Raw genomic sequence first — 15,362 nt, 5'->3', positions numbered from 1 at the left:
GTCAGGTCCAGCCGTCGAAGAATGTTTCGCCGGCCTTGGCGCGAACGATCGCGGCGGCTTCCGCGCCGATGCCGGCAGCCTGTTGCGCCGGCCCTTCCAGCCTGACCTCATGCGACTGCGTGCCATCGGGCGAGATGATCAGCCCGGCAAAGGAAACCGTTCCGCCCGATATCGTCGCATGGCCGGCGATCGGTGTGCGGCAGGAGCCGTCGAGCGCCGCCAGGAAGGCGCGCTCGCAGGCCAGCGCCTCACCGGTCGGCCGGTCGTGGATCGCTGCCAGCATCTGTTCCACGTCGCGGTCGCCGATGCGGCTTTCGATGCAGATCGCGCCTTGCCCCGGCGCCGGCGGAAAGACCTCGAGCGGCATCAGGTCGGTGACGACGTCCTCGAGCCCGAGCCGCTTCAGCCCGGCATAGGCGAGGATGGTGCCGTCGGCGATGCCGTCGTCGAGCTTGCGCAGCCGCGTCTGCACATTGCCGCGAAACATCACCACTTCGACGTCCGGCCGCATCCGCCGGATCAGCGCCTGGCGCCGCAGCGACGACGAACCGACCTTGGCGCCTTGCGGCAGGCCGGCAATCGTTCGCGCCGCCTTGCCGATGAAGGCGTCGCGCGCGTCCTCGCGCGGCAGGTAGGCAGACAGTTCCAGCCCCTCGGGCAACAGCGTCGGCATGTCCTTCGACGAATGCACGGCGATGTCGATGCGGCGCGCCAGCAGCGCCTCCTCGATCTCCTTGGTGAACAGGCCCTTGCCGCCGGCTTCCGACAGCGGCCGGTCCTGGATGCGGTCACCGCTGGTCGAGATGACGACCACCTCGAACGCCTCGACCGGCATGCCGTGCGCGGCCATCAGCCGCGCCTGCGTTTCATGCGCCTGCGCCAGTGCCAGCGGGCTGCCGCGTGTTCCGATTTTCAAGGTTGTTTGCATGACGCGCCGTCCGTGATAACCCCCGGCAGATCGAGGCAGTTTTCCGGGTTTTCTCCTATCGGGGAAAGGCCGATTGCACAATCATCGAGGACAGCGACGAATTGATCCGCGTTCTGGGCATCGAGACGAGTTGCGACGAGACCGCCGCCAGCGTGGTGGCGCTGGACGGTCGCAGCACGCCGCAAATCCTGTCGAACATCGTGCTCAGCCAGATCGAGGAGCATGCTGCTTTCGGCGGCGTCGTGCCGGAGATTGCCGCGCGCGCCCATGTCGAGGCGCTCGACGGCATCATCGAGGCAGCGCTGACCGATTCCGGCGTCGACCTCGCCGACATCGATGCGATTGCCGCCACCGCCGGTCCCGGTCTTGTCGGCGGGCTGATCGTCGGCCTGATGACGGCAAAAGCAATCGCCGCGGCAGCCAAAAAACCGCTGATCGCCATCAACCATCTCGAAGGCCACGCGCTGACGGCCAGATTGACCGATGGGCTCGACTTTCCCTACCTCTTGCTGCTGGTCTCCGGCGGCCATACCCAGATCGTCGCCGTGCGCGGCGTCGGCGACTACCAGCGCTGGGCGACGACTATCGATGACGCGCTTGGCGAGGCCTTCGACAAGACGGCCAAGATGCTCGGCCTGCCCTATCCGGGCGGACCGAATGTCGAGAAGGCGGCGGCAAATGGCGATGCGGCGCGTTTTGCGTTTCCGCGCCCGATGAAGGGCTCGGCACAGCCAGATTTTTCCTTCTCCGGTCTCAAGACCGCGGTACGCCAGGCGGCAACGGCGATTGCCCCGCTGAGCGACCAGGACGTCGCCGATATCTGCGCCTCCTTCCAGGCGGCGGTCGCGGATGCGCTGGGCGACCGTGTTGCGCGGGCGCTGACCAGGTTCCGTCAGCAATTCCCGGACAAGGCCGAGCCTGCGCTGGTTGTCGCCGGCGGCGTCGCCGCCAATCGGACGATCAAGGCGACATTGCAGGGCCTGTGCAAGCAGGCCGGGTTCAGCTTCGTCGCGCCGCCGCTTAACCTCTGCACCGATAATGCGGCGATGATCGCCTGGGCCGGCATCGAGCGCCTGCGCGCCGGGATATCAGGCGAAAATGCCGCCGATTTCGTGCCGCGCTCGCGGTGGCCGCTGGACAGCATCTCCGCTCCGATGGTCGGCTCGGGCCGGCGTGGGGCCAAGGCATGACCGGCAGCGAGCACAAGGCTCCAAGCGGTTGGCGCGTCGCCGTGCTCGGCGGCGGCGCCTGGGGCACGGCGCTGGCGCTGGCCATGCTGCGCGCCGGTCATTTCGTCCGCCTCTATGCGCGCGACCCGGAGACCGTCGCGGCGATCGACCGTGGCGAAAATCCGCGCTATCTGCCGGGCATCGCGCTCCAGGCCGGCATCGTGGCGACGAGCGACATCGTGGCCGCGCTCGACGGCGCCGACTGCGTTCTGGCGGTGGCGCCGGCACAATCGTTACGTGTTATGCTGACGGCCGCGTCCAGCCATATGCCGAAAGGCGTCCCGCTGGTCCTCTGCGCCAAGGGCATCGAGCGCGACACCGGCGCGCTGCTGTCGTCCATTGCCGAGGGTATCCTGCCGGCAAATCCGGTCGCCGCTTTGTCGGGCCCAAGCTTTGCCACCGACGTCGCCAGGGGCCTGCCGACGGCTGTCGTGGTCGCCGCCCGCGACGAGGCTCTGGCCACCGACCTCGCCGCCCGCTTTTCGGCGGAAAACCTGCGCTGTTATTCGAGCGACGACCTGATCGGTGTCGAGATCGGCGGCGCGCTGAAGAACGTCTTTGCCATTGCCGCGGGTGCCGTCACCGGCGCCGGGCTCGGTGCCAGCGCCCAGGCGGCGATGGTGACGCGCGGTTTCGTCGAATTGCGCCGCATCGGCGCCGCCTTTGGCGCCAAGGCCGAGACGCTGATGGGACTTTCCGGCCTCGGCGACCTGCTGCTTACCTGCTCGTCCGCGCAGTCGCGCAATTTCGCTTATGGGCTGGCGCTGGGGCAAGGCAAGCCGCTTGCCGGCTTGCCTTTGGCGGAAGGCGTGCCGACGGCGGCAATCGCCGCCCGCATCGCCGGCGAGCGCCGGATCGACGCGCCGATCATCGCCGCCGTCGCCGCCATACTGGACGGCACCATAACCATAGACCAGGCTGTATCGGCATTGATGACACGGCCGCTCAAGACCGAAACCGACATGTAATTCCGAATGATTGCGGAGATGGAAAAGATGCTGTTTGCGTTGATTTGCAAGGACAAGCCAGGAAGCCTGCAGGTGCGGCTCGATACGCGGCCCAAGCACCTTGCCTTCCTGGAAGGGCTGAACGGCGACAAGAAATTGGCCTTCGCCGGCCCGTTCCTCGACGCCGACGGCAAGCCGAACGGCACTCTCGCCGTCGTCGAGGCGCCCGATCTGGCTGCGGCAAAAGCCCTGTCGGCGGCCGATCCCTATACCAAGGCAGGGCTGTTCGAAAGCGTCGAAATCCGGCAGTGGAACTGGAGCTTCAACAAGCCGGCGGATATCTGATCGCGGCGGCACCTGAGGAGGAGCAACACAATGAACTACTGGCTGTTCAAATCCGAACCTTCGGTCTTCTCCTTCGAGGACCTCAAGGCCAAGGGCAAGGCCGGCACGCAATGGGACGGCGTGCGCAATTATGCAGCGCGCAACAACATGAAGGCGATGCAGATCGGCGATCTCGGCTTCTTCTACCATTCCAATGACGGGCTCGACATCGTCGGCATCGCCGAAGTCTGCGCTCTGGCCCATCAGGACAGCACCACCGACGACCCCCGCTGGGAGTGCGTCGATATCCGCGCCTTCAAGGACATGCCGAAGCCGGTGACGCTGGAGCAGGCCAAGGCCAATCCACAGCTGGCCGACATGGCGCTGGTGCGGCTCGGGCGGCTGTCCGTGCAGCCGGTGACGCCGGCCGAATGGCAAGAGGTTTGCCGCATGGGCGGCCTGACGCCGGCGCCATGACGGCGCTGACGCCGGACAGCGCCAGGAAATTCATCCTCGACAACACGGCGCTGATGGCGCCGCCGCATGTGCCGGAGGTCCGCCTGCACCTGGCCGACGAGGCACATGAATTATGGCAGCGGACCGAGGACGAGCTGACCGAAATCGGCCTGCCGCCACCCTTCTGGGCTTTCGCTTGGGCCGGCGGCCAAGGCCTTGCCCGCTACATCCTCGACAATCCGGCGGCGGTGCGCGGCAGGCGCGTGCTCGACTTCGCCTCAGGCTCCGGCCTTGTCGCTATTGCAGCAGTGAAGGCCGGCGCTGCCGAGGTGATCGCCGCCGATATCGAGCCGTTCTGCGCGACCGCGATCCGCCTCAATGCCGAGGCCAATGGGACCGAGATAGAATTCCTCGCCGGCGATTCCATCGGCAGCGATGCCGGGTGGGACGTCGTGCTGGCCGGCGATGTCTTCTACGACAAGTCCTTTGCCGACGGGCTGATGCCGTGGTTCGCCCGGCTGAGGGCGCGCGGCGCCGACATTCTCGTCGGCGATCCCGGCCGCTCCTATCTGCCGAAGACCGGGCTGGAGCCGCTTGCCGTCTACGAAGTGGCGGTGACCCGCGCGCTGGAAGACGCCGAGGTCAAGCGCACCACCGTCTGGCGTCTTGCTTGACGGCATCGCCGAACAGGCGTTCCATCGCGCAATCGACCGGAGGGAACCATGGATTTTTCGGCAATCAATTGGCTGGCGGTAATCGTCGCCGCCGTCGTGGCGTGGTTGTTCGGCGCCGCCTGGTACATGGGTTTGAGCAAGCCGTGGCTGAAGGCCGCCAAGCTTGATCCGACGACGATGAGCAAATCGATGCTGCCCTTCGTCGTCTCCTTCGTCGCGGAGATCGTGATGGCGCTGGTCATGTCGCTGATCATCGGCGCTGTGACCGGCGGCGAACCGAGCCTGCTTGCCGGGGTGATCTTCGGCTTCGTTCTCTGGCTGGGGTTCGTCGCCACGACGCTTTCGGTCAACCATCGCTACGAAGGTTTCGGCTGGGATCTGACGCTCATCGACGTTGGTCACTGGCTCGGCGTGCTGCTTCTCATCGGCGCGGTGATCGGCTGGTTCGGCGCGGCGGCGACAGGCTGACCGTCAGGTCGGCGTCTTGGCGACTTCCTCGAGGAGCCAATCGCGAAAGGCGACGATGCGCGGATCATTCGCCGCAGTTTCGGGATAGACCAGGAAATAGGCGAATTCGGGCGCGACCTTGATGCCGAGTTCGAACGGCCGGATCAGCCGGCCTTCCGAAAGGTCGTTTGCCACCATCGCGAAATCGGCGAGCGCAACCGCATTGCCGTCGAGCGCGGCCTGGACGGCGTCGGTCGAATTGCCGAACACGATGGTCCGGCTGTCGTCGAAATCGTCGACGCCCGCCGCCGCCATCCACATGCTCCAGTTCGGCCAGGTGACGCCCTGGCGCGACCACTCGATATGCGCCAGCGTATGATGGAACAGGTCGCGCGGCTCCTTGAGGGGCGGCCCGGCCCGCAGCAGGGCCGGGCTGCAGACCGGAATGATGACGTTTTCGAACAGCCGGTGCGAGCGAAGCCCCGGATATTTGCCGGTGCCGAAACGGATGCCGAGATCGACGTCGTCGCGATCGAAGTCGCGCACCTCGTAACTGATGTCGAAACGCAGCTCGATTGCCGGATGCTGCTTGCGAAAATCGTCGACGCGCCGCATCAGCCACTTCGTCGCGAATTGCGCATCGAGGGTGACCTTCAGCAGCGCCGATCCGCGCGCCGTCTTCTGCGCCCGTGAGACGGCCCGGCCAAGCAGGTCGAGCGCATCGGTCGAAGCTTCGAACAGCACCGCACCCGCCTCGGTCAGCCGGATCGTGCGGCTGGTGCGTGTGAACAGCACGATGCCGAGCTGATCCTCGATTTCCTTGATCTGATGGCTGACCGCTGCCGGCGTCAGGCCGAGCTCGTCGGCGGCGCGGGTGAAATTGAGATGCCGGGCCGCTGCCTCCAGCGTCCGCAGCGCACGGGTTCCAGGCAGCAGGCGCGCCATCAGTGCCAGACGAGGAGAGTTCGGTCGAGCATTCCAATTCTCAAACAAAACTTGAAGATGCAGAAAAAACTACTCGTTTCCCGTTTTGATTTCAATCGGTCATGATCTGGTCATCGAAGAAACATCAAACCGGATTTGATGTCCGGAGAAGCGGATTGCACCATGTCTGACATCGCCTTGCGCTCTGTAATCCTCCGCGCGACCTGGCTACGCGCCATGCTTGACTGGTTTCGCTACGCAAGAATCGCGGCCAATCTTCCCTACGAGAATGTCGAGGATCTCTCCGATCGCCAGCTGCGCGACATCGGCGGCGAACGCAAGGACATCGCACGCGCCATGGACCGCGAACTCGGCCGGCTCGGCCTTCTCGACACGGGTTGGCAGCTGCCGAGGAAGCGCTAGGACGGTGTAGTGAGTAGTGAAGCTAAGCGGCGGGTCCGCGAATATTCTTCCCGGCCAATTCCCTCACTATTCTCCCCTACCTTACCACCCTCACCACCGTCCGCTCCGACAGCAGCGGCAGCAGCCGCGCCATGGTGCGGGCCGTTACCGCGACGCAGCCTTGCGTCGGCGTGAAGCCGGGGCGCGCCAGGTGGAAGAAGATGGCGCTGCCGCACCCGCGCCGGCGCGGCACAATGTTCCAGTCCAGCACCAGGCAGGCGTCATAGAGATCGTCGGTGCGCAGCATCCGCTCATGGCTGGCGCCATAGGGGATTTTGACCGGGCGGTTGTAATTGCGGTCCCCAGGCACTTCGCACCAGCCGAGGTCGCGGCCGATCGGCGTCATCGCGAGCCGCGTCCGGCGGCCGCCGGCGAAACGGTCGCCGCGAAAATATCCCGACAATATCCGCATCGAGGCAAGCGGCGTGGCGCCGTCGCCCTCGCGCTTGGCCGCCGAGATGCCGCCATGCCCCAAAGCACATGGAAACACCAGTTTGCCGGCCTGCAGAAAGCCCTGGCTGGCATGGCCCGGGCGCGCGCGCACGGTGAGCACGGCGAGCCCTTTCGGCAAAATTGCGCCGACTGCATTGCTATCGTGTTTTTTCTTGTATGATCGTGCCACGGAACAAATCACTGTGAACGGCTGTTGTGCCGGTCAGCTTCCGCATAAACAGGCTGCGGTCAACTGAAATCTCTTTTCAAAACAACGGATTGATCCATGACTTCACGCACCATTCTGATCGTCGACGACGATGACGACCTGCGCGGCACCCTTGTCGAGCAATTGTCGCTTTATGAGGAATTCGATGTCCTGCAGGAAGCGACCGCCGCCAAAGGCATCGCCACGGCGCGCGGCGGGCTCATCGACCTGCTCATCATGGATGTCGGCCTGCCCGACATGGATGGCCGCGAGGCGGTAAAGATATTGCGTAAGGGCGGCTACAAGGCGCCGATCATCATGCTGACCGGCCACGACACCGATTCCGACACTATCCTTGGGCTCGAGGCCGGAGCCAACGACTATGTGACGAAGCCATTCCGCTTTGCCGTGCTGCTGGCCCGCATTCGCGCCCAGCTGCGCCAGCACGAGCAGAGCGAGGACGCCACTTTCTCAGTCGGCCCCTACACGTTCAAACCCAGCCAGAAGCTTCTGATCGACCCGCGCGGCGCCAAGGTGCGGCTGACCGAAAAGGAAGCCTCGATCATCAAATATCTCTACCGCGCCGACCAGAAGGTGGTGACCCGCGACGTGCTGCTGGAGGAAGTCTGGGGCTACAATTCCGGCGTCACCACTCACACCCTGGAAACGCATGTCTACCGGCTGCGCCAGAAGATCGAGCGCGATCCTTCCAACGCGGAAATTCTCGTGACAGAAAGCGGCGGCTACAAGCTGGTTCCTTAAACATTTCATTATTCAAATAAGCGATCCGGGCGGGGCGCTTTTCGGGTACGGTCCTGAGGCTGGAGGTGGTTGTGGATCGGCCTCGTAGGGGAGGAGTCGGACTGACGGTTCGGGGACATAGCTAGATGGCGCTGGATGACGACATCCGCATCCTGTCCACCGTGAGGCTCTTCGAGGGCTTTACGCAGGAACAACTGCGTCTGCTCGCCTTCGGCGCCGAAACCACCAGGTTGCAAGCCGACCACAAGCTTTACCGCGAGGACGACGCGGCCGATTGCGCCTATATCGTGATCAGCGGCCGCATCGTCCTCTACCGCGAGCACGACGGCGAGCGCATCCCGATCGGCACCGCCGGCCCCGGCACCATGCTCAGCGAACTGGCACTGATCGCCGATACCAACCGGCTGACCAGCGCCTCTGCCGAAATCGATTCGGAAGTGCTGCGGCTCAGCCGCAAGATGTTCCGCCGCATCCTCGAGGAATACCCGGAGCTGGCGGTTCACCTGCACCAGCGCATCTCGGAGGATTTCCTGGCGATGATCCGCCGCATCGAGGAACTTGGGCCGCGTTTTGCCGGCTAATACAGCGCCTCTGGTCTAACCAGATCGGTTTCGGAACGCGAGTTCTCAAGGCCGGTGCGTTGCGGAAACAAGCTCGGCCTTGCGCCGCGCCGTCTCCAGTCCGAGCGCAATGAAGCGGCGCGCATGTTTGGCCAGCTCCATATTGTCGGTCCACAGATTGCGCCAGATGGCGGTTTTCCGCGACAGGTTCTCATCGACGATTTCCGACGAGAAGGATTCGAAGCTGAGGTCGTCGCTGTAGCCGATGGCGGTCAGCGCGTCGAATATCGCGGCAAAATCGATATTGCCGGTGCCGAGGAAGCCGCGATGGCTCTCACCGATATGGACATAGCCGATCTTGCTTGCGGCGTTGCGAATGGCCAAGCCGACATCGGTCTCCTCGATGTTCATATGGAAGCTGTCGAGATGCAGGAAGATGTTGTCGGAGCCGCTGTCCGCGATGAAGGCCATGCCTTGCGCGGCGGTGTTGAGCAGGTTGCTTTCGAAGCGGTTGACGATCTCGAGGTTGAGGCTGACGCCTGCTGATTTTGCTGTCTCGGCCACCTCGGCAAGCGTGCCGGCGCTGCGGTTCCACTGGTCGCGCGTCGGCGCCTCGCTCTGCAATCCATGGCTGGTGCTGAGGATGCCGGCAACCTTCTGGCCGCCAAGATCGCGGGTCAGCGCGATTGTACGTCTCAGGATTTCGACTCCGCGCGCGGCAATCGTTTTGTCGGCGCTCGAAATATCGCCGTCGGCCGGCAGTCCAATGCTGATCGCGACGCCGAGGCCGAGATCGCCGATCCGCTTGGCCAAGCCGTCGATGTCGACATTGGCTGGGTCGAGATAAGAGAATTCGATCAGGTCGAAGCCGGCCTCCCTGGTGTTGGCCAGCGTCCGCTCGAGGTCGCTCTGCGCCGAGCTCGCCGACCAGACGAATGAGTGGATTCCGATGCGCGACATGATTGTCTCCGGTCATTCCAGGAGTAGCGGACCCAAGTCCAAATCGGCTTTTGGCAATCCATTGCTCCGATAAAAAAGGTGCGGGCGGTCCCCCCGGCCCCACCAGGCTTGGGAGGCTTAGCGAGCTGCGGTCCAGCCCTTGTAATCCTTCAAATTGTCGGCCGTGATCAGCTTCGGGTCGAGCAGTACCGTCGGCTCGGCCGGCTTCTTGCCGGCAAGCAGGTCAGCCGCCATCGTCAGCGACTGGCCGGCCATCACATAGGGGTCCTGCGAGGCCGAGGCTTTGATCATCGACGTGCCGGAAGCGAGTTCCTTCTCGATATCGGGCGCGCCGTCGACCGCAGTAAAGATGAATTCCGAGCGGTTGAGCTGCTTGGCCGCAAGCTGGGCGCCGATCGCCGTCGGATCGTTGATGGCGAAGACCGCGTCGATCTTGTCGAAACGGGTCAGCAGCGACTGGAACACTTTCAGGCCGCCGTCACGCGAGCCTTCGGCGTTCTGGTCGTCGGAAAGGATCTTGATGTCGGGGTGTTTTGCCAGCACGTCCTTGCAGCCCTTGACCCGCTCCAGGATCGATGACGAGGCCGGGCCGTTGAGGATGACGTAGTCGCCCTTGCCGCCGGTATGATCGACCAGATACTGGCACGCCTCTTCGCCGGCCTTGACGTTGTTGGTCATCACGGTGACGTCGGCGCCCGGCGCCGAAACGTCGAAGGCGGCAACGACGATGCCGGCCGCCTGTGCCTTCTTGACCGCCGGCGCGATCGCCTTGGCATCGACGGCGTTGAGCATGATGACGTCCACACCGGCGGCGATGAAGGAATCGACCTGCGAAACCTGCTTGTTGAGGTCGTAGTCGGCCGATACCGAGGTCACCTGCACATTCGGATTGATCTTCTTGGCCGCGTCCTCGATGCCCTTGATGGTGGCGACGAAGAACGGGTTGCCGAGCAGGCCGACCGAGATGCCGACCTTGTTCAGGTCCTTGGCCGATGCCGGCGCGATGACGGCGGCCGCAAAGGCTACGCCGCAGAGCAGTTTAGCGATGGTCTTCATTGTTTTATTTTCCTCCTGATGCCCCGCGCCTCTCACGGTGCGTTACACATGAAACCGGCTCGTTGGATGCCGGCGACTAAGGGCCATCACGTTCTTGCTCCTGCCTGGAGCCGGTAACGGTCGAGGGCGACCGCCACGATGATGACCAATCCCTTGATGATGTACTGCCAGATGTCCGAAACACCGGCGAGGATGAGCCCGTTGGACAGCACGGCGATGATCAGGCCGCCGATCAGCGTGCCCCAGATCGAGCCGACGCCGCCGACGAAACTGGTGCCGCCGAGGATGACCGCGGCAATGGCGTCGAGTTCGTAGGACTGGCCGAGCTGCAGCCCGTTGGCGGCATAGAGCCGGGCCGCCGACATAGCGCCGCCAAGCCCGGCCAGGAGGCCGGAAACGCCATAGACGAAGAGCAGCACCAGCGGCACTTTGATGCCGGTCAGCCTGGCGGCCTCGGCGTTACCACCGACGGCATAGATCCAGGTGCCGAGCACGGTGCGCTTGAGCACCAGCCAGGACAGCACCACGACCGCCAGCGCGATGATTACCAGCCACGGAATGCCGAACAGCGAACCGTTGCCGATGAAGTCGAATGGCAGGTCTGCGTTGAACACCGTAGTGTCCTGGCCAAGCAGGCGGGCGACGCCGCGCACGGCGGTCAGCGATCCCAGCGTGACGATGAAGGGCGGCAGCTTGATGTAGGCGATCAGCAGCCCGTTGATGACGCCGAAGCCGAGCCCGACGAGAATGGCCGCGGGCACGCCCAGCAGTCCCCAATCGGGCACCAGCGACACCATCACCGCCACCATTGCCGAGGCGGCAAGGATCGAGCCGACGGACAGGTCGATGCCGCCGGTCAGGATGACGAAGGTCATGCCGGCCGCCAGCACGATGTTAATCGACGATTGCTGCATGACGATCAGCAGATTGGTCTGGGTGAAAAAGCGCGGGTTGATGAACTGGAAGCCGACCGCCAGCAGAATCAGGATCGGCAGCATGCCGAGCGCGGCGATGGCGGTGCGCCATCTCGTACTTCTGCCGATCGCCCGGTCGTCCGCTTTCATCGTGTCGGCCACCTTGTCGGTCATCGCTGAGCCGCTCCCGTTGCAAGTTCCATGATCGCTTCCTGCCGCAGCGGCTCGCCCTCCGACGCCGTCACCTCGCCGGCAATGGTACCGTCGCGCATCACCAGCACGCGGTCGGCGATGCCGATCACCTCCGGCAGTTCGCTGGAGATCATCAGGATGGCGATGCCTTTCTTGGCCAGGTTGTCGATCAGCCGGTAGATTTCCGACTTCGCCCCGACATCGACGCCGCGGGTCGGCTCGTCGAGGATGACGACCTGCGGCTCGGTTTCCAGCAGGCGGGCGAGCAGCACCTTCTGCTGGTTACCGCCCGACAGCGAACCCGCATTGGCCTGCACCGAGCTGGTGCGGATGGAGAGGTCTGACACCGCCTTGGCGGCGCGCTTTTCGGCAGCCGCGAAGTCGCGCAGACCGCCGGCCTTCGCGTCCTTTGCCAGCACGCCCATGCTGATGTTGTCGGAGATCGACATGTCGAGAAACAAGCCAAGTTGCTTGCGGTCCTCGGTCAGGTAGGCGATGCCGGCATCGAGCGCCTCGCTCGGCGAACCGATGGATATCGGTTTGCCGCCGAGCTCCAGCGTGCCCGATATGTGCCTGTCGGCGCCGAAGATCAGCCGTGCCAGTTCGGTCCGGCCCGAGCCGACCAGGCCGGCCAGTGCCAGCACCTCGCCTTTGTGGAGGTCGAAGGAACAATTCTTTATGAGATTGCCGTCCGACATGCCGCGCACCGACAGCGCGACGGCGCGCTTGCTGTCCGGCGGGCGGTGATCCTTCTTGTAGAAGGTCGACAGATCGCGCCCGACCATCATCGATACCAGGCGCGAGGCGTTCAGGTCGGCGCGGTCGAGCGTGCCGACATAGCCGCTGTCGCGCAGCACGCTGACGCGGTCGGCGAGCTGGTAGACCTCTTCCATGCGGTGGCTGATGTAGATGATGGCGATGCCTTGCGACTTCAGCGTCGCGATCACCTCGAACAGCCGGTCGGTCTCACGCGAGGTCAGCGACGTGGTTGGCTCGTCCATGACGATGATGCGCGCATTGGTCGACAGCGCCCGGGCGATTTCCACCAGCTGGCGCTCGCCGAGCGACAGGCTGGTGACCGGGGTGCGCGCCGAAAAGGCCACGCCGAGCCGCGCGATGATCTCGCTGGCGCGCCGGTTGCACTGCTCGCGGTCGACGATGCCGAACCGTCTTGGCTCGTTGCCGAGGAAGATGTTCTGCGCCACCGACAGATTGGGCGCCAGCGACAGCTCCTGATAGATTACCGCAATGCCGGCGGCGCGCGCCTTGATCGGGTCGCCGGTGGCGGCCGGTACGCCGTCGATCAGGATTTCGCCGCCGGGGTCCGGGCGGTAGGCGCCGGACAGCACCTTCATCAGCGTCGACTTGCCGGCACCGTTCTCGCCCATCAACGCGTGCAGCTCGCCGGCGTGAACGGTCAGCGACACATCATGCAAGGCGCGGATCGCCCCGAACGTCTTCGAGATGTGGCGCATCTCTAGCACCGGCTGGCGCACCGTCTCGATCCGGGCGGCGGCGCTCATCGTGCACCTCCCGAGGCTGCCCTGGCCACGCCCCGGTCGGCGGCAAGGCCGCGCCAGTCGTTGCGGTAACCGGCAAGGCCGCTGAAGCTTGCCGCGTGCACCGCCTCCGGCGCCTCGGTGGCAAACTCGCGTCCGACGCTTTCAAAGGCAAGTGCGGCAGCACCGGTGGCGCTGCCCTCCAGCGTTGCGCCCTGCAGGAAGGCCTGCCCGGGCCGCAATTGCGCCAGCAGCGCGGCAAGCAGCCCGCCATTGTTCAGGCCGCCATCGACGATCACCGTATTGTCCGAATGGATCAGCTCGAGGCACAGATCGAGCATCAGCGCGACGTAGAGCAGCGCCACGGCCGCGCGTTCCTCGGCATTGGGCGTACGCCCGACCAGTTCGCCGCGGCGGTGCGGCATCGGGCCGCCGGGCGCGAAGCTCGGCAGCGCCATGATGCCGGCGTCGATCACCCGTTGTACCGATGACGGCGCGATTGCGCCCTGCCAGCCGGCGCTGATCGTGGCGAATTCGCGGCCGCCCATGAAGCGGATGGTCGGCACCGGGCCGCCGTCGACATCGACATTGACCAGCATGTCGCGCTCGCCATCGAGTGCATCGAGCGGACAGTCCGGATTGAGCACGACCACCCAGGTGCCGGTCGAGACCACGGTCACCGGCCCGAGTTGCTGTCGGCGGTAGGCATGGAGCGCAGCATTGCTGTCATGGACGCCGTTGTGGACGGCGACCGGCTTGGCGGCCCGGCTGAAGCGCTGCTCGCCGATCACCGCGCCGGCACGCTCGAAGGCGGGCATCTGGCCGCGCCAGCCCTCGGCATCGACCAGCGAGCTGAAATCGCGTTTGCGCGGCGCCCATAGATGCGAATGGCAGCCGAGATAGGAGACCTCCGACACCGGCCGGCCGCCAAATCGCCAGCTCCAATATTGGGGGTAGCCGAGGTTCGATTTCGCTGTGGCGAAGGCACCGGGCTCCACCTCCTTCAGCCACAACATGTGACGGCCGTAGTTGAAGCCAAGCGGCAGGCGCGGCGAAAAGGTCTCGGCAAAATCCGGAATGCGGCGGTCGATCTGCGCGGCGATTTCAGCTGGCGGTTCCTGCTCGTAATCGAGGATCGGATGCGTCAGCGCGGCTTCGTCGACCAACGCGAAGGTGCAGCCATGGCCGGATACCATCAGCCCTTCCACGCCATGCGTGTCGACGGCATCATCGATGGCGCGAGCCGCCCAGTCGTGCAGCGTTGCCTCGTCGAGCACGCTGAAGCCGCCTTTGCGGATCCAGCTCGGCTGGGTGCGGCGCTCGTCTAGGATCTGTCCGTCCTGGCCGAAGACGAACAGCTTCGAATTGGTCTTGCCGAAATCGAGGACCGCGATGTTCACTGGGCGCCTCCCGAGGAAGCGGCGATCCTCACCGTGACGCCGGCATCTTCGAGCATGCGGGCATCTGCCTCGGACAGGCCGTCATCGGTGACCAGCGTGCCGATCCGCGACAGCGGCAGCGCCACATTGCGCGCGTGGATCGACAGTTTTCGGCTGTCGGCCAGCACGACGATCTGGTCGGCGCAGAGGCTGAGCTCGACGATCGAGCGGACCAGCAGCGGGTGCGATTCCAGAAGGCCTTCCTGGCCGATGCCTTGCGCGCCGAGAAAAAACTTCGAGGCGTAGAACGGCACCGTCTGCGTCAGCGAATGGATGATGCCCGGCTCGCGGTAAAGGTCGCCGCCGGCAACGGTCAGACTGCAATGGCCGTGATCGCTGAGATAGGCCGCGAGCGGCATCGAGTTGGTGTAAAGCCGGATATTGCGGTCGGCGAGCTTGACGCCGAGATGGAAGCAGGTCGAACCGCCATGCACGATGACCGCGTCGCCGTCGCGCACCATGGTGGCGGCGAGAGCGGCGATCTGCCGCTTGGCCTCGACGGCGAGGTCGCGGTTCTCGTCATAGGGCCTGGCATAGGCGACGCCGGCTTGCGAAGCGCCATCGAGCGCCGAGATGCCGCCATAGACCTTGCGCGCTTCGCCGGCCTCATCGATCTTGTCGATGTCGCGCCGCACCGTCGCCGCCGACACGCCAAGCCGCTCCTGCAGCTCGCGCACCGATGCGAAAGGCCGGTCCCGCAAAAGCTCGACGATCTGACGCTGGCGGCCGGAGTCGCTCAACCCTTACCTCCCAATGCGCTTGCCTCCCAAGCCACTGCACGGCATGCCATTTTGCACGGCAATTGGTGCAACTTACTCAACGGCCCTCGGATTGCAAGCCTGATTTGACGCGATAACATCACTGTTGACGTAACTTACTCGCATCTGCGATACCAGCGTCGGTCTTCGTCTCGGCAACAGGGCGTCCAAAGCCGTGGCCACGCGGCCGG

Annotated in this window: 18 protein-coding genes; 9 read left to right on the top strand and 9 right to left on the bottom strand. The window is 64.7% G+C overall.

Going from position 1 to position 15,362, the window contains the following annotated elements:
- Position 1 precedes the first annotated feature (1 nt).
- Positions 2–928: a hydroxymethylbilane synthase gene (hemC, locus tag NKJ72_RS25960; protein ID WP_352479991.1), complete on the bottom strand. Its 927-nt coding sequence runs from the start codon at positions 926–928 to the stop codon at positions 2–4.
- Positions 929–1,032: 104 nt separating this feature from the next.
- On the opposite strand from hemC, the gene tsaD reads away from it, so the two are divergent.
- Genes tsaD through NKJ72_RS25930 form a run of 6 tightly spaced genes read left to right on the top strand, consistent with a single transcriptional unit; the run spans position 1,033 to position 5,026 of the window.
- Positions 1,033–2,118 (top strand): tRNA (adenosine(37)-N6)-threonylcarbamoyltransferase complex transferase subunit TsaD, encoded by a 1,086-nt coding sequence (gene tsaD, locus NKJ72_RS25955; protein ID WP_352480035.1) that lies wholly within the window; start codon positions 1,033–1,035, stop codon positions 2,116–2,118.
- Positions 2,115–3,125: an NAD(P)H-dependent glycerol-3-phosphate dehydrogenase gene (locus tag NKJ72_RS25950; protein WP_254817797.1), complete on the top strand. Its 1,011-nt coding sequence runs from the start codon at positions 2,115–2,117 to the stop codon at positions 3,123–3,125. The genes tsaD and NKJ72_RS25950 overlap by 4 nt, the downstream gene beginning before the upstream one ends.
- A 27-nt stretch (positions 3,126–3,152) precedes the next feature.
- Positions 3,153–3,449, top strand: a complete 297-nt coding sequence (locus NKJ72_RS25945) for a YciI-like protein (RefSeq protein WP_292663798.1) — start codon at positions 3,153–3,155, stop codon at positions 3,447–3,449.
- Positions 3,450–3,479: 30 nt separating this feature from the next.
- Positions 3,480–3,905 (top strand): EVE domain-containing protein, encoded by a 426-nt coding sequence (locus tag NKJ72_RS25940; protein ID WP_254817798.1) that lies wholly within the window; start codon positions 3,480–3,482, stop codon positions 3,903–3,905.
- The gene (locus NKJ72_RS25935) at positions 3,860–4,558 is read left to right on the top strand and encodes a class I SAM-dependent methyltransferase (protein ID WP_502901897.1); all 699 of its coding nucleotides are present in this window, start codon (positions 3,860–3,862) and stop codon (positions 4,556–4,558) included. Before NKJ72_RS25940 ends, NKJ72_RS25935 begins: the two co-directional genes overlap by 46 nt.
- Before the next feature lie 48 nt (positions 4,559–4,606).
- Positions 4,607–5,026: a DUF1761 domain-containing protein gene (locus tag NKJ72_RS25930; RefSeq protein ID WP_352479990.1), complete on the top strand. Its 420-nt coding sequence runs from the start codon at positions 4,607–4,609 to the stop codon at positions 5,024–5,026.
- 3 nt (positions 5,027–5,029) lie between these two features.
- Here the strand turns inward: NKJ72_RS25930 and gcvA are convergent, their stop codons facing one another.
- Entirely contained in the window at positions 5,030–5,950 is a 921-nt protein-coding gene (gene gcvA / locus NKJ72_RS25925; protein WP_352479989.1) for a transcriptional regulator GcvA, read from the bottom strand.
- A 162-nt stretch (positions 5,951–6,112) separates the two neighbouring features.
- On the opposite strand from gcvA, the gene NKJ72_RS25920 reads away from it, so the two are divergent.
- Positions 6,113–6,352 carry a hypothetical protein gene (locus tag NKJ72_RS25920; protein ID WP_352479988.1) on the top strand — a complete coding sequence of 80 codons (240 nt, stop codon included), beginning with the start codon at positions 6,113–6,115 and terminating at the stop codon, positions 6,350–6,352.
- A gap of 76 nt (positions 6,353–6,428) precedes the next feature.
- Here NKJ72_RS25920 and NKJ72_RS25915 read toward each other — a convergent pair whose 3' ends face one another.
- Positions 6,429–6,965 carry a L,D-transpeptidase family protein gene (locus NKJ72_RS25915; protein ID WP_352480033.1) on the bottom strand — a complete coding sequence of 179 codons (537 nt, stop codon included), beginning with the start codon at positions 6,963–6,965 and terminating at the stop codon, positions 6,429–6,431.
- 144 nt (positions 6,966–7,109) lie between these two features.
- Here NKJ72_RS25915 and NKJ72_RS25910 point away from each other — a divergent pair, with 144 nt between their 5' ends.
- Positions 7,110–7,793, top strand: a complete 684-nt coding sequence (locus NKJ72_RS25910; protein ID WP_254817802.1) for a response regulator transcription factor — start codon at positions 7,110–7,112, stop codon at positions 7,791–7,793.
- Positions 7,794–7,918: 125 nt separating this feature from the next.
- The gene (locus NKJ72_RS25905) at positions 7,919–8,374 is read left to right on the top strand and encodes a cyclic nucleotide-binding domain-containing protein (protein WP_352479987.1); all 456 of its coding nucleotides are present in this window, start codon (positions 7,919–7,921) and stop codon (positions 8,372–8,374) included.
- Between the two features lie 45 nt (positions 8,375–8,419).
- Here the strand turns inward: NKJ72_RS25905 and NKJ72_RS25900 are convergent, their stop codons facing one another.
- From NKJ72_RS25900 to NKJ72_RS25875, 6 genes are all read right to left on the bottom strand, one after another.
- Positions 8,420–9,313, bottom strand: coding sequence for a sugar phosphate isomerase/epimerase family protein (locus tag NKJ72_RS25900; protein WP_352479986.1), 894 nt, complete (start codon positions 9,311–9,313; stop codon positions 8,420–8,422).
- Between the two features lie 117 nt (positions 9,314–9,430).
- Positions 9,431–10,369: an ABC transporter substrate-binding protein gene (locus NKJ72_RS25895; RefSeq protein WP_254817805.1), complete on the bottom strand. Its 939-nt coding sequence runs from the start codon at positions 10,367–10,369 to the stop codon at positions 9,431–9,433.
- Positions 10,370–10,455: 86 nt separating this feature from the next.
- Positions 10,456–11,433, bottom strand: coding sequence for an ABC transporter permease subunit (locus NKJ72_RS25890; protein WP_502894194.1), 978 nt, complete (start codon positions 11,431–11,433; stop codon positions 10,456–10,458).
- Between the two features lie 20 nt (positions 11,434–11,453).
- A complete protein-coding gene (locus NKJ72_RS25885) occupies positions 11,454–12,998 on the bottom strand; it encodes a sugar ABC transporter ATP-binding protein (protein ID WP_352479985.1) in 1,545 nt (514 codons plus the stop codon).
- Positions 12,995–14,374: an FGGY-family carbohydrate kinase gene (locus tag NKJ72_RS25880; RefSeq protein WP_352479984.1), complete on the bottom strand. Its 1,380-nt coding sequence runs from the start codon at positions 14,372–14,374 to the stop codon at positions 12,995–12,997. The genes NKJ72_RS25885 and NKJ72_RS25880 overlap by 4 nt, the downstream gene beginning before the upstream one ends.
- Entirely contained in the window at positions 14,371–15,153 is a 783-nt protein-coding gene (locus NKJ72_RS25875) for a DeoR/GlpR family DNA-binding transcription regulator (RefSeq protein ID WP_352479983.1), read from the bottom strand. The genes NKJ72_RS25880 and NKJ72_RS25875 overlap by 4 nt, the downstream gene beginning before the upstream one ends.
- Positions 15,154–15,362: the final 209 nt, after the last annotated feature.

It is taken from the genome of Mesorhizobium sp. M0045, from assembly GCF_040323385.1.
Classification (GTDB): domain Bacteria; phylum Pseudomonadota; class Alphaproteobacteria; order Rhizobiales; family Rhizobiaceae; genus Mesorhizobium.
The sequence above is the reverse complement of the archived record's forward strand: the minus strand, read 5'-3'. Positions and strand labels throughout refer to the sequence as shown.

Coding starts and splice junctions, on each gene's coding strand:
- hemC (WP_352479991.1), bottom strand. CDS start 928: ATGCAAACAACCTTGAAAATCGGAACACGCGGCAGCCCGCTGGCACTG.
- NKJ72_RS25950 (WP_254817797.1), top strand. CDS start 2,115: ATGACCGGCAGCGAGCACAAGGCTCCAAGCGGTTGGCGCGTCGCCGTG.
- NKJ72_RS25945 (WP_292663798.1), top strand. CDS start 3,153: ATGCTGTTTGCGTTGATTTGCAAGGACAAGCCAGGAAGCCTGCAGGTG.
- NKJ72_RS25940 (WP_254817798.1), top strand. CDS start 3,480: ATGAACTACTGGCTGTTCAAATCCGAACCTTCGGTCTTCTCCTTCGAG.
- NKJ72_RS25935 (WP_502901897.1), top strand. CDS start 3,860: ATGGCAAGAGGTTTGCCGCATGGGCGGCCTGACGCCGGCGCCATGACG.
- NKJ72_RS25930 (WP_352479990.1), top strand. CDS start 4,607: ATGGATTTTTCGGCAATCAATTGGCTGGCGGTAATCGTCGCCGCCGTC.
- gcvA (WP_352479989.1), bottom strand. CDS start 5,950: ATGGCGCGCCTGCTGCCTGGAACCCGTGCGCTGCGGACGCTGGAGGCA.
- NKJ72_RS25920 (WP_352479988.1), top strand. CDS start 6,113: ATGTCTGACATCGCCTTGCGCTCTGTAATCCTCCGCGCGACCTGGCTA.
- NKJ72_RS25910 (WP_254817802.1), top strand. CDS start 7,110: ATGACTTCACGCACCATTCTGATCGTCGACGACGATGACGACCTGCGC.
- NKJ72_RS25905 (WP_352479987.1), top strand. CDS start 7,919: ATGGCGCTGGATGACGACATCCGCATCCTGTCCACCGTGAGGCTCTTC.
- NKJ72_RS25900 (WP_352479986.1), bottom strand. CDS start 9,313: ATGTCGCGCATCGGAATCCACTCATTCGTCTGGTCGGCGAGCTCGGCG.
- NKJ72_RS25895 (WP_254817805.1), bottom strand. CDS start 10,369: ATGAAGACCATCGCTAAACTGCTCTGCGGCGTAGCCTTTGCGGCCGCC.
- NKJ72_RS25890 (WP_502894194.1), bottom strand. CDS start 11,433: ATGAAAGCGGACGACCGGGCGATCGGCAGAAGTACGAGATGGCGCACC.
- NKJ72_RS25885 (WP_352479985.1), bottom strand. CDS start 12,998: ATGAGCGCCGCCGCCCGGATCGAGACGGTGCGCCAGCCGGTGCTAGAG.